The organism is Coriobacteriaceae bacterium (genome assembly GCA_025993015.1).
In the GTDB taxonomy this organism is placed as follows: Bacteria; Actinomycetota; Coriobacteriia; order Coriobacteriales; family Coriobacteriaceae; genus Collinsella.
The window spans coordinates 36,574-49,918 of record DAJPFV010000001.1; the positions used below are offsets into that span (position 1 = coordinate 36,574).

The 13,345-nt window shown below is 55.5% G+C and carries 13 protein-coding genes; 4 read left to right on the forward strand and 9 right to left on the reverse strand.

All coding sequences use genetic code 11. The features are described from left to right. The 9 genes from pelF to OIL77_00205 form a co-directional block, all read right to left on the reverse strand. Positions 1 to 1,428: a GT4 family glycosyltransferase PelF gene (gene pelF, locus OIL77_00165; protein HJI43843.1), complete on the reverse strand. Its 1,428-nt coding sequence runs from the start codon at positions 1,426 to 1,428 to the stop codon at positions 1 to 3. Further along, positions 1,425 to 3,305, reverse strand: a complete 1,881-nt coding sequence (locus tag OIL77_00170; protein HJI43844.1) for a DUF2194 domain-containing protein — start codon at positions 3,303 to 3,305, stop codon at positions 1,425 to 1,427. Before OIL77_00170 ends, pelF begins: the two co-directional genes overlap by 4 nt. Beyond that, positions 3,302 to 4,207, reverse strand: coding sequence for a hypothetical protein (locus tag OIL77_00175; protein ID HJI43845.1), 906 nt, complete (start codon positions 4,205 to 4,207; stop codon positions 3,302 to 3,304). Before OIL77_00175 ends, OIL77_00170 begins: the two co-directional genes overlap by 4 nt. Then, on the reverse strand, positions 4,204 to 6,342 hold the full coding sequence (locus tag OIL77_00180) for a DUF4118 domain-containing protein (GenBank protein ID HJI43846.1): 2,139 nt from the start codon (positions 6,340 to 6,342) through the stop codon (positions 4,204 to 4,206). The genes OIL77_00175 and OIL77_00180 overlap by 4 nt, the downstream gene beginning before the upstream one ends. 128 nt (positions 6,343 to 6,470) lie before the next feature. Further along, complete coding sequence (locus OIL77_00185) at positions 6,471 to 6,896, reverse strand: hypothetical protein (protein ID HJI43847.1); 426 nt, start codon at positions 6,894 to 6,896, stop codon at positions 6,471 to 6,473. After that, complete coding sequence (locus tag OIL77_00190) at positions 6,897 to 7,436, reverse strand: type II toxin-antitoxin system MqsA family antitoxin (GenBank protein ID HJI43848.1); 540 nt, start codon at positions 7,434 to 7,436, stop codon at positions 6,897 to 6,899. It abuts the gene before it with no gap. After that, positions 7,420 to 7,767: a type II toxin-antitoxin system MqsR family toxin gene (locus tag OIL77_00195; protein ID HJI43849.1), complete on the reverse strand. Its 348-nt coding sequence runs from the start codon at positions 7,765 to 7,767 to the stop codon at positions 7,420 to 7,422. Before OIL77_00195 ends, OIL77_00190 begins: the two co-directional genes overlap by 17 nt. A gap of 436 nt (positions 7,768 to 8,203) precedes the next feature. Further along, positions 8,204 to 9,505 carry a hypothetical protein gene (locus OIL77_00200; protein HJI43850.1) on the reverse strand — a complete coding sequence of 434 codons (1,302 nt, stop codon included), beginning with the start codon at positions 9,503 to 9,505 and terminating at the stop codon, positions 8,204 to 8,206. Between the two features lie 14 nt (positions 9,506 to 9,519). Next, positions 9,520 to 10,089: an SLATT domain-containing protein gene (locus OIL77_00205; GenBank protein ID HJI43851.1), complete on the reverse strand. Its 570-nt coding sequence runs from the start codon at positions 10,087 to 10,089 to the stop codon at positions 9,520 to 9,522. Positions 10,090 to 10,205: 116 nt separating this feature from the next. Here OIL77_00205 and OIL77_00210 point away from each other — a divergent pair, with 116 nt between their 5' ends. The 4 genes from OIL77_00210 (at position 10,206) to OIL77_00225 (ending at position 13,275) form a co-directional block, all read left to right on the forward strand. Next, positions 10,206 to 10,874 (forward strand): hypothetical protein, encoded by a 669-nt coding sequence (locus OIL77_00210; GenBank protein ID HJI43852.1) that lies wholly within the window; start codon positions 10,206 to 10,208, stop codon positions 10,872 to 10,874. A 231-nt stretch (positions 10,875 to 11,105) separates the two neighbouring features. Beyond that, positions 11,106 to 11,777, forward strand: coding sequence for a hypothetical protein (locus OIL77_00215; GenBank protein ID HJI43853.1), 672 nt, complete (start codon positions 11,106 to 11,108; stop codon positions 11,775 to 11,777). A 188-nt stretch (positions 11,778 to 11,965) separates the two neighbouring features. Continuing rightward, on the forward strand, positions 11,966 to 12,994 hold the full coding sequence (locus tag OIL77_00220) for a hypothetical protein (protein ID HJI43854.1): 1,029 nt from the start codon (positions 11,966 to 11,968) through the stop codon (positions 12,992 to 12,994). Between the two features lie 23 nt (positions 12,995 to 13,017). Continuing rightward, complete coding sequence (locus OIL77_00225) at positions 13,018 to 13,275, forward strand: hypothetical protein (protein HJI43855.1); 258 nt, start codon at positions 13,018 to 13,020, stop codon at positions 13,273 to 13,275. Positions 13,276 to 13,345: the final 70 nt, after the last annotated feature.

Sequence of the window (13,345 nt, forward strand, 5' to 3'; positions counted from 1 at the left end):
CTACTCCCCCTCTCTGGGCAGGTCAAACGCTTGCGCCGTCACGTCGTACAGCGCGCGATAGTTGGCGAGCATCTGCTCGTGCAAAAAGTACGTGGCAACGCGACGCTGGCCTCGTTCCCCCATCTCAATGCGACGGGCGCGGCTTATGCACATGCGTTCCATGGAATCGGCCAAGCCCTTGCGATACATAGGCGGCGTCACAAAACCCGCCACGCCAAAGTCATCGCCCGGAGCGCCTTCGAGCAACTCACGGCAGCAGCCCACCTCGGTCGTCACGCAGGGACGACACGCGGCAAGCGACTCCAGCACGCTGAGCGGCTGGCCCTCGGAGATGCTCGTCAAAATGGTAAAGTCGAGCTTTTCCATGTACTCGACCACGTTGACGCGGCCGGTAAAGATCAGGTCGCGCACGCCCAGGGTTTCGACCAGCGCGTGGCACTCGGCGCCGTACTCCTCGTCGTCCACGCCGCCCATGATGTGCAGGCGCACCTTGGGCAGGCGCTCGTGCAACTCAAAGAAGGCATAGATCATGGTCTTGACGTCCTTGATGGGCGCCAGACGCACTACCGCGCCAATGTCCACCCAGCCGTCATCGGGCTTTAAGGGGATGTCCTTAAAGCGGTCGAACTGGATGCCGTTGGGGATGACCAGGCATTTGTCCGCATCGCAGCCCATATCGATCTGCGTCTTGCGGGCGTTATGGAACAAACTCGTCACACGGAAGGCGCGGCGATAGATCTCCTCCGAAAGCAGGTAGAAAAAGCGAATCCAGCGGTCCTTAAATGACGGCACCACCCAATCGGCGCGAATGATCTCTTCCTCGCGCTCGCGGGTATAGATGCCATGCTCGGTCAGCAGCACCGGCGCATGGTGAACGCTTGAGCCCAGGCAGGCGAGCAGGCCACCGTAGCCGGTCGAGATGGCATGGTACACATCGGCCACCGGCACCTCGCTGCCCAACAGGTAGAGCACGGGCAGCAACATGGAGCGCATGGTATGGAATGCATCGGCAAAGGGCATGTAGGGATACTCGGCCAGGCACACGTCGCGAAAGATATCCATAAACGTGCGGCTCTGCAAAAACGAGAGCGGATGCACGCGACGGCGGTGGAAGATATCGAATAACACGTCCCAGTCCGGATTGGAGAGCGACACCAGACGGCGTAGCGCCTCGCGCTCACGGTCGTTAAAACTGGCTTCATGTTGCTCGCCCGAAAGCCGCAGGGCATCGTCCAGGAACACCTCGTGCACCTCGACCACGTTGCCGGGCAGCTCGTAGACAAACTTGCCACGGTCGGCAGCATGCGCGCCGATCACCCACAGCACAAACTCGTGCTCGGGCATGGCCGTAATGTAGCCATGCATCCAGGTAGATACGCCGCCGTGCACATAGGGGTAGCAACCCTCGAGTACCAAGCAGATCCTCATTTATCGCCACCCTCCTTGCGCTCGATCGTCACGGTCTTATCATTTGCCTTGACCAGATACAGATTGCCCGTAAGGTGTGTCAGTTCGCCACCCGTCACCGCACCCGGCTCGCCATTATTGGCGCGGAACATGAGCCACGCCTCGTCGTGGAAATTGCCCAGGCTGAGCGTCCAGGCATCCGCGCTGGTATCCACGCTCACCGTCACGGACGAAAAACGCTGGATGGCACCGGAGCACTCCGACGCCGTCTGGTGCCGCAGGTCGGGAGCGGATTTGGTAAGCCACTCCAGGAAGTCGACCAGGCCGCCCTTGTAGACCTCCCAGCCCTCCTTGGCTCCGCGATCGGGGTCCAAAAGGTCGTCCGGGTGCATAAAGTGCGTACTCACGTAGTGCATGTTGAGCTCGGACACGGCGGCCAGGCGCATATAGGAATCGTCGACCATGCCGCCCGAGACAATGCGCGGCTGCTCCACAATGCCATCGCTCGCCACGCCAAACTCCTGCACGTAGGGCAGGTCGGTACCGTCCTCAAAGTACGTACTGGCAATAGTCTTAATGCGCGGAACGTCGGTGCCGATGAGCTTGCGCGCTCGGGCCGAAAGGATATTCGACGGCGGCACGTAAACCGAGCCGTGAGCGTTGGGCAGGACCTCGTCCTGAAACGCGATAAGTTCGTTGAGCGAAGCGACGAGCGTCTCTTTGTTCTTCCAGGTCTTGTAGACGTACAGCGTGCCGTAGTCGGTGTCCCAGAGTGCCAGAGGCTGATGGTTGTAGCCGTGAAAGCCCAGCTCTCCGCCCATCTGCAGCAGCATGCCGCCAAAATAGCGGAACTGCGTGGTATCGGCCTGGCGCGCGGGCTCGGTCTGGTTGACCGCGTCCTCGTAGTTTTCGATCATCACGCCGGTATAGCGAATGCCGTATTTTTGCGCGAGCTTTTGCAGATCGGGCCACCAGACCTTGGTGTAAAAATCGGCAATGGAAAGGCCGTAGTCACGCTTGATATAAGTACCATCGCCCGAGGGCACGGGGCTAGGAAAGTCGTCCAAATAGAACACGGCGCTGTTGATGACCGGATAGGCCGTGGCATCACCCAGCAGGCTGATCGCCGCGGCGTAAAAACCGCGCATGACCTTGTCATAGATACCGATATTGCACACCACGGTGCGCCCGCTACCGCAGTCATTGGACCAAATGAGCGGGGCGCCCGCATCGCCGGCCATAGCCCACACACGAGCCGTCTCGCGCAGCGATACCGAAAGCGACGAATCAAAGGGGTCCGAGAGCTCGTAGCGCTCTCTCCCGCCCAGCATAAAGTCCTCACTCGGCACAATGCTTTCGGCTTTTACATAGTCATATCCGGCCGATTCAATGCCAAGCTTGGAGGCAATCACTTGCAGATAGCTCGAGTTATCCGGCGGCATGGCGAGCATAAGCGAACCGCCGGCACTCACCCAACTCATAATGTCGCTCAGGTGCGTACTGAGCCCATCAAGCGACGGCATGAGCAAAATCACGCGATCGAAGGAGGTCAGCGAGGGAATGGCATCCGCGCCATCCAGGGCAAGGTCAACGTCGCGGTGCGCGATCTTCATGTCGAGCAGGATCTGGTCGAACTGCTCCTTTACGTCCTCGACGCCCGCTTGATCGGAATCGGTAATGACCAGGCACGTGGGCTTTTGGCCAAAGATTGCCGAGGAGGCCGGCACCGCATCGTTGGCGGCAAGCATCCCCAGCTTATGCTGACCCGCACTGTACTGCACGCCGGCACGTTCCACCAGCAGCACGGCGGCCATGGCAATAAAGACCGCCCACACCACGAGGAGTCCCATCCAACGAAAGCGGCCTGCACGGTCGCGGATATGTTGCGCCACGCTCATCCGACCTCCTCCCCGTCGCGCCAAAACGCCAACTTTTCGCGGTTGTCGGCGCTCAAATACACATGTTGCTTGTCAATCGCATCGATCACACGGTGAACCTCGTCACCGTCGCGGCGCATCACGGCCAGGCGCAGGCAAAGCATCCAAACCTCCTGCTCCTCGGGCACGTCGAGCACCAGCTGGTCGGTCACGGCCTGCGCTTCGTCGATCTGTCCGACATCGGCCAGCGCCGTCGCGTATCGAATGCGCAGCTCAAGGGTATCCTCGCGCTCGCAGCGACGCGCAAGCAGGCGCGCGTACTGTTGGCGCTGAATCTGAGCCACGCGCCCCTCAGCCAAGCCCGAGCACAAGTATTCACCAAGAAAATCGCAGTATTCGTTGAGGTTTTGCGCGCTCGGGTCCGTCTTAAAGGCACGCTCCAGCTGCTGCAGTTTAAGGTCGGACTCCTTGGAGATCTGCGCCACCGCCGTCGCGGCATAGTGCGCCACCTCAACGTCGTCGTTAAGCTTAGCCGCCTGCAACTGCGCCAGGTACGCGTCGGGCTCCTCGGTGAGCATGGAGAGCATTAGGCGGCGCCGGTATGCCGGGTCGTTGACGATGAGCGCCTCCTCGAGCGGCACTACGCCTGCATCGTCCTCACCACTCGGTACCGACATACTGCGATGCAGGTCATCGTTAAAGCGCAGCGACTCCAACGCAGACTCTTTCAGCCCCTCGCCAAACACCGCGCTGCGGACCGATAGCAGAACCACCAGCAACGGGCCCCACAGCGGCACCAGCACTATCACAGCCAGCATGTGTCCGCGCACCGGCAGCAGGCCCAGCTTCATGAGCGTCCACAGCATCAGGCAAACCAGCGCATGAATCAGCAGCAAGACGGCAGCAACGACAAGCGAGATCAAGCGGCACCCCCCTCACCGTCACCAGTGTAAGAGATGTGCTGCAGCAACGCCACGATGTCCTCGCCATCGACGGGCTCCACCGCAATCTGCTTTGCGCTCAGGCGCTCGCGGATAATGGGAAGATCGCACGCCTTTGCCTGGCGCATAAGCAGGTAGAGCACGTCGCCGTCGACCAAGCCCGCCGCGTCGCTCTCGCGGATTGTCGACCCAATTGCGCCCACCAGCTCGCCGACAGGCTCCATGCCCGGTACCACGCGCAGGAGCAAAAAACTCCCCATCTTGCTATCTGCCAGTGCCTGCTCCGCCGCGAGCTCTTGGCCAAAGGCCGCCTGCTTGAGCACGCAAGTGCCGTCAACGCAGCGTTTATCCTGCGCCACCGCCTCATAGTCAAAGGCACGGCCCAGCGCGCTTTCGACCAGCCCGCACAAGATGCGGAACAGGTTTTGATAATAGAGGGTCATTTGGTTTTCGGCCGCACTACGCACAAAGATCAGCACGGCGGGTGCCCCGTCGCGCTCGATCGTGTATCCAAACATGGGAAGCCCCGGCGTCAGCTCGCGGTTCACCCACAGGTTCGAACGACCCCCGTCGCCCAAAAGAGGTGCAAGCTGCTCAAGCGTGAGCGAGCGTGCGGCATCTTCGGCAATCGCGGGACTTGCTGCCACCAGGCGTGCAAATGCCCCGCCCGAAACATGGTAGATCGCCACCGAATCGTTCTCGAGGATTTCGCCCAGAAGCTCGCAGCACTTGCGATAGATGTCGCGTGGGTTGAGCACGTCGAGCTCCTGCGTCACGGCAAAGATCTTGCCAAAGCTGTCGTGGCGACCCACGATCTGGCGCCTGTACGCGCGCTTGCCCTCGATCGCGTCGTGGTAGAGCTGCGTAAGGAACGTATTGCGGTTGCGCACGAGCTCGTTTTGATCGCGCTCCGCCCTAATGGCTTCGCTGCTGCGCAGCTGCACATAGCCGCACAGGGCACCCACCACAAAGTACGCAATAAACGGCAGCCAGTTGGACGGCTCGTAGAACAGGCCCTGAAAGGTATAGCCGTACTGAGTAAAGTAACTCGCGGCCAAACCCACCGACGCCAGCAGCGCCGCAACCAGGCCAAAGTCCAAGCCATACAGCGTGCCGATCAACACCACGAAGAGCAGGCGATAATCGAGCACGTTGAGCTGGGCCGATTGGGAGAACAAATGCTCCAGCACCTCGAACAGAACCCAGGCAACGCCCGTCTCTAGGCATTTAATAGGCAGCGCGCGCATTTGGATGCGGTCGATGGCGGCGCGCAAGGGGTTGACCTTCTTTGCGCGGCCAGCACCCCAACGCGCTTGAATGGTCGAAAGATCGCGCAGCAAGTCGTAACGCTGAAACCAGCCATAACGTACGCGAGCGACGTCGCTGACGGGCAGGGCGTAGCCGGCAGAATCGCCATAGGCAACTGAAAGCCCTGGGAACAGCGCCTTGAGGGCGTCGCCCACCTCAGCCGCCGTGTGATGGAAGGTATCAGCTACGTCGAGCGTCTCAAAGGAGGCATCCCAGCTATCGAAGATGCGGCGCACCAGCACCGCAAGCTCCTCGGCACACAGCAAGGGAAACGCCGCATCCTGCGCGCCCTGTAGAGCGACCGATCCGGTTAAGCACGCGTCGAACAGCGGTGCCAAAAACGGGTCCTCCAGCGCGGCAGACGCGGTATACAGGAACGGCACGCGAAGGATCTTGGTCTGAACGCCCTCGCGAGCGGCGTAGTAGCGGCAAAGGTCGTTTGCCGCGCGGGCGATAATGCCCTTGCCCGTTCGCCCCGCAGCATCGGCGGCACCCTCGGCACCCGCGGGCCCCGCTACATACAGCAGTTGGACCCGGCGACCCGCGCACGCACGAAAGACCGACCGCAGCGTCTCGATATCGCCCACGGTATCGGTATGCGGGGTAAGGTAATTGGATAGGTAGACCACGCGGTCGAACTCGTAGGCCTGATCCAGGTGTTGCAGAAGCTCTTTCCACGAGGCATGGGGCGATGACTCGTCGCGGCGCGCTTCCGCGGCAGCGACGACCTGGACATGGTCCCCGGGGAACGCCTTGGCACAAAAGTCATCGTCAACATATGCGGTGTTGCCAACAACCAGCACCTCCATAGCGCACCCTTCCTCTAAAATCCACTTCTGTCATAGTCAAACATGCGTATTTTACGCTGTCAACGCGAGCTGGAGCGCCTTTAAGGCTGTTTTAAGAACTTTTTTAGAGGATGTGGGGACATCGAGAGCTAGATAGTGAATCCAATCTGTGGCAGATAAAGTGGCCCCCACACTCCACCAGCTGCGACATTTTCAATAAAGCCTCTTGCATAGGAATACAGGTCCTGCATACCGGTGCTAAGTGCTTCTCTGTCAAAAGCATCGTCATCTAAATTCGCAGGAGCGCGATATATGCCAGAAACGGATATTTCGGAACGGTAATAATGGCCCTCATCGCCAGGTAAAAGCTCAATAACTAAGTTGAGCTGACGAAACCTGACTCCGTTTTCGTCCGAGAATGCACTGGTAATAGCATTTCGGACGTTGCATTCAACGTCAGACTTATTGATGCCCTTTTTCGGAGTCACTCCGCCATCAAATGAAAAACTGTCCACTTTTCTGGTCACGCACGTAATCAGCGGAGATTCAATGCGTTGCTTCTGTAACGATTCCATCTACATCTCCAATCGAAAGGCATTCTCATCTGCCAAAGGAGTCGAGTCCCTATAAGCTGGAGCCTCTCCTCCTGGTATCACCGAAAACCGCGATGTGTTAAGTCCTGAGGTCGTCTCACCAGAAGAGAGACCCAGATATTTACGCGCCTCCGGGACATCTCGAATGAGCCTCATAAGATTATTTGCGGTAATAGATTGTTGCGATGCCCCGTTCTCCCAACGAGACGCCGTGGGTTTTGAAACCCCTAATAGCGACTCAAACTCATGCTGAGTCAAACCAAGATCAGAGCGCAAATCCTTTATATCCGAGGGAGATAAAAGTTCATGAGCCTTAGCATATTGGGAAGCCAGTGCATGGGCAAGCTTAGTCGCCTCTGTAGCAGTCATTTCATCGTTACCGCACTCGCAAACATAATGCTCAATTCCTTTTACGGTAATTTTCTCGCCACGGTAAATTTCAGTCATTGGCGCCGTGGTAAATTGCATTTCTTTGCCGCATTCCATGCAACGCATGACTCCTCCTTTAATGAATGTATCCATCGATGTTCGCAGACAAAACGTTTAAATGCGCATTGCCTTCGGAATCAATTGAAAACTTAACGTACCAATCCTCGCATTCAAAACCTCGGCACACGTAGACATCTGCGTAAACATCATGCAGAGGCCCATCCATATCGAGCGCGATGGATTTTCTAAAATCGTCAGGCTTCAGATAATCAAATAGGTCAGCAAGGAAATGATCGATGTCCAAATAACCAAACTGATTCATCAGGTGTCTGCGCACCCTACCATTTACAATCATCTTTCCCGAGCGAGCCAAAGACTTCGCTTCGTCAAGTGAATATGTCGGTCGGAGCTTGGTTCGATTCATAACCACCCCTTAGTTAGCATAATGCTAACTATATTCGTCTTGTTGCCAATTGGCAACTCTATATAACGGTCCACGCCAGGCGCATTAACGCCCCTATTTTGCGTCTATCCGGAAGTGCGGGGCAAGACGGAGATCTGGGGACCAGACCTCGGTCTTGCCCTTCCACGACCTGCGGTTTTGTCGTCACAATACGAGTTGTGCTCGGAGGTTTTCGATTTTTCCCAGCACATCCGAAATGCGAGGCCCTGCAAAGCATGTTCTAGCAACATTAGCGGCATCCGCGACAACATCCAGTTGTCGCGGAAACGTCAAAGGGCCGTTGTCGGAAACCGAACAACGGCCCTTCTTTGTCTCCGCCTCACGCAAAGTGCACGACGACTGTATCACTGAGGACATCCTCTTCAACCAGATCAAAAAACGCAATTCGTGCTTTGAGCTAACTGATAGGAACTTCAATTCTAGATCGTGCTATACAAACGCCGTTCCTAACCGCATAGCACTCGACATAATGTGGGCCAACAAAATCAGTCCTCTCGTCATGGAAGCCATCTTTATTGCCACGTTGAATTTCGCCTCGGATGCAGTTTCTCTGAAATGCCGCTTCACCGCGGTTGCGAACTTTCCAGTAAAAAGTGCAATCCCTAAAAGAAGCAGCATTGACAACAAAGAAATGAAGCGAGCGCTTTCGTAGTAAAGGACAATGTCTAGACAACATATCCCTAAGTAATGAGGGCCTAAAACCATGCTGTATAACTTGGCAATCGATTTCCATCGAACGACGAATATCAACCTTAAATTGATCCTCGACAAATCGCTCATCAATGGCCACGCCATACTTGGAAGCAAATTGGGCTTCTTCACTATCGGAAGAACCATCGACAACAGCTTCGGAAAACGACTTTCCAAATAAATCAATGAGAACTTGCTCTTTTTCATCAGAACTAGTGGCATCGATTAGTTTTCCATGAGCTTTCTTGGCTTTTGGTACAAACGCCCCATTGTCATCATTCGTAACCCGTTGGTTGCTGCCCAGAGCATGCCAAAAAGATTGTTCGCGATCTTGCTCGGACAAAAATTTAAAGAGGTCGGACAAGAGATCATACGGGTCGCTGGAACGGTCTTTCTGGTTATAAAAACTATTAACAAGAGTATCGATGAGCAGGCCCTTAAAATGAAATCCAAGAGTATTTTTCCATACCCTTAGAGCATTGCAGAGCCTTTTGCCATCTCCATCGGTCCTTTCAAATAGAACAGAACAGGCATCTTGCTCAGGAATAGGATCCGTCTTTTTCCAAGACCCACCATCATTTGAATCGGGATATTTAAACGATCCGTCGTCCTGCTCAAAAGCAGGAACCAAATCAATCGAATAAAACCTATCTGTGAAGTTAATCACTACAGCTTGTCCGTCACCTTTTATGTCAGTCTTGGGGTAACGGCTTTTAATTGTTTTTTTGACTTCTTGGAGAAGCGCCGACTGCCCATTAGAGTCATAGGCATTGAATCTCGTATAAACTTCCTGCGGCAGTACAAACAAAAGGTCAAGATCGCTAGTTTCGGAAACAGCAGTTTGCCGACCAACTGATCCGACCACAAGACAATGATCATCGACAGAATCCAAATCGTAGTATTTTTTGTTCAATAATTTCGTCAATGACTCAATCGACGATTGATGCTCACTCAATGAATCAAGCGAAATTGATTCGAAGAAATTCTCAAAAGATTGCTTTTCGTCCATGTTGGTCCCTTCAGTTATCTAACCAGATCCCTCAATCCAACAGGGAGAATCTGTTCTATCTCTACCGGAGAAAACCCACAGTTGCCCGCCTTAATGCTTTCACGGGCCCTTGAATAGGCTTTGGGATTTGTCATAGGGCTTTTTGCGTAAATTGAAGCAACTTCCTTTTGAAGAGAATCGCGACGAGATCTGATTTCCGCCAAATCAAATGAGCGGATGTCGGCAAGAAGTGATAGATACCCCTGAAGAATCACCCAAATTGCATCTGCGGTTGCGCCATGACAATTTGCCCTCTCGCTCAAGTTTGCCCCTTTAAGATAAATTGTTATTGCTAGACTGATGACAGATAGCCCGGCGGCAACCAGCGCCGCAATTTCCATTCCAGATAGCCAGATACTTACAAAGCCACAAGCGGAAACCGATGTCAAAACAGTCTGCATTACGGATAAACGGTTGTTGAGTCCGTTGGCGCTGTCTGCCGCAACGAGCTGCGTCTTATACGTATATAAAAGATTTGCATAAGCCTCAGCTATTTGTAGTAAGAGCCTGCGCCTTTCTTCAAACTCTTCAGCGGTTGTTTCCATTACTATCCTCCAAACAGTCAGTGTTTTTCTAAAAGGATAGGACGCCGCGAGGACAAAAAATATTGCACAATAAGGCAGACATTAACCCCGAGATTCGAGTACCAGAAGTGAGCCATATGCATAGCCCCATTGATAGCGAAAGCTACGTCAAGCCCATCCTTGGCAGGACCAAAATCGATATCTGGGAGTGTTATGCGAGACATGTTCTGCAATTTATCGATAGCAACAAATATGGCAATTTGGCTTACAGCGACAAACCGGATCTGATCGATCGGGCGCAGTCCCTAGGCATCGAGGTAACAGCTTCCCAATCGCAAGACAGCAGAAAGGCAGAATCCCTCTATTCCAAACTCCTATACGAGAATGATTCTTCTCAGGAAAAACGCCGAATCGAACTTATTGAGCAATGTGGAGCGCATTTCGAAAAAGGAGTCCTGTTTGGTCCAAATGGTACGGATTCATTCGAGCCGATTATTGAAGCTCTTCGCAAAAAGCTGGACAGACTCGACTCTGGTGACTACGAACTCTTTAGGAGAAACGAGTTGTTTGTCAGATCCAATATTCTTGCTGACGAGGAAATGCTTCGCGAAGCGCTCTCCAACATGAAAAAAGAATCCCGAGATCACTCATGGCACTTCGTATCCGTTATCGTCTCGGTCCCTGGATACAATTACATTTTCGACCTCGATGCATCGACATGCGTATCCCTTGAATTCGGATACGCAGACCAGTATCGAATTGCTCTTGAAGCAAACAAGGAAGTGAACATCGCAGAGTCAAGCTGAGCTGAGTTACTATAACCGCTCAACTAGCAGACCATTTCGCAGCAGGTCGGAATAAAGCCCCCAGAGTTCTTTGCTGTACAAGCCTCAGAGTCCCAATGAGCCAGCACACCCAAGCGTCGCAAATCCACGCCAATCCGGCACGAGGGTCCCACCAAGCGCCCTTACCTTGGTGGCAAGCAACCCGGACGCACAAAGCGGCCCGGGGCACCTCCACCCAAGAAAGGATCCGCTATGCTCAAAGACGGCATCGCATGCCTACTTAAGTTCGCACCCAGGGAAGCATACATCGACGACCTGATAAACGGTCACCTCTACATGAACGCGGCCGGCTACTACCATGGCCTGCCTGGCGAACAGGGCGATCCGCTCGAAGCTTCCATGGCTCCCGGGGCGTGCCTCTACAGATATACTTGCCTGCCTATCTACTGCATGTACACGGTCCGCGAGAACGATATCGTCAACAACACTGTGAATATCCCGAAACGCATGATCCAGGAGTTCGGATGCGAGGACGGATGGATCGGCATTGTGCAGTACGCCAGCTTCGCGCGCCTCGCCGACAGACACACCACCGACGACGGAAGCATCTACGCCCACGGTCCCATCTCCTATGGCGTACCCGGACCAAAACTGATCCACGAGATCTTTGAGGGCATCCCGCACAATCTCGTTATTGAAACGCCCAAGTACGCATATCAGCGTGAGTACCGAATCATCGGGACGCAGCCGGTCGAATGCCGTCTTATACCCGACGAGAAACACCCTGGCTGCAAAATTGAAGAATACGACCATGCAGAGCTTGACCTAGGCAGTGGCCTCACTGGCTTTTCCTGGAAGGTCTCGGTGGCGAGTCTCGAAGAGGCTCAAGGCGACCTCATGCTGGAGTTGTCGCATCAGGCATAGTCAACGAAGCACGAGCCCGAGCGCCACCGGGGACTAAAGTGGGGCCACCGCCTCCCCCCAACAATCCCCCAGAAAGTTCACTGATGTTGACTGTTATTCCCGTAAAATAAACCCCAACAAAATATGTGCGGAGTGCTGGCCTGGAGCTGCCTTCGGACCCTATTGGCTGCTCACCGAGAGGCTCCGCTATGAAACGACCCCTTTACTACCTGCTCTGCGCGATCGCGTGCACGTCCATGGTCAGCGCGACGATGCCTATGGCAGCCATCGCGGAAGTCATCCAGCCTCAAGCAGCCGCCGGGCAGCAGGCGCAAGCCGACGCCACGGCCAGCGACACGGGCAAGGCGGAAGACGGCTCCAACACAAACGTGCCCGCAGCAAACACTGCGACAAGCAACAGCACCGACACCCCCGCAAACACCACCCAAACCGCGCCCGTGGACGCCAACACCGCAGGCGCCGCGGCCACACCCAACACCGCCGCCGCAACCGGCACCACCACCCCCACCCCATCCCTCCTCGCCCAAACCAACCCCACGCCCGCGGCAATCTCCACCACGCCACAAACCAACTACACCCACTCCGCCACGGCAAGCCAAAACGGCGTCACCTTCACCGTCTCGTGGAACGACGCCCCGGCGGGCACCGCGACGACCTTCCACGTAACCCAAACCAACGGCTCGTCCCAGGCCAAGGCGCGCATGGACGTGCCCACCTACTGGGACGGCGGCAGCCATGAAAGCGTCTGCGACCCGTCGCGCCCGGCATGGGGCAGCTACTACAGCCTGGGCACCGCGGGCCACGACTTTACCTTTAACTTCACGGCATCGGGCACGTACCGCATCTACTTCTACTTTATGGACAACGACAGATACGACCCCCAAAACGACAAGGGGATCTACTACCTGCGCACCACGGCGGAGGTGACCGTAAACGACGCCGCCCGCCCAAGCGTCACACAGGTCGTCAACAACGCCGTGGCCCAGTGCAGGCAACTGACAAACGCTCGGAATACGACATGGCGCTTTGGCTCCACGACTGGACGCTCGACCAGCTGGAGTACGACCACAGCCTCAACTGGTGCTCGGCCGAAAGCGGCCTCACGCGCCACCAAGGCACCTGCGAGAGCTACCAGCGCATCTACTCCAAGCTCCTTGACGCCGCGGGCATCGCCAACGGCCGCATCACCGGCAACGGCCACACCTGGAACGCCGTAAAGATCGACAGCAAATGGTGCCAGATGGACCCAACCTGGGATGACACCAGCGACAACTGGTACGGGGACCTGGACCAGCGCCATCTGTACTTTGGCCTGGCCGACGAGCTCATGGCAATCGCCCACTCCGACCACATGGCTAACTACCAAAAAGACGGCTACGCCCACCACTCGACCGACCTGTCTAACAATTACTTTGTACGAACTGGCAAGGCCGATGAATGGGCAGAGAAGTATGCCGATCGCATTCAGCAGCACCTAGATGCCTTTCAAAGCAGATAGTTAATTGAATGCGCCAACGAATACACCATTACAGTTTGGAACGCCCGAACAGTCCTATGTTTAGAATCAC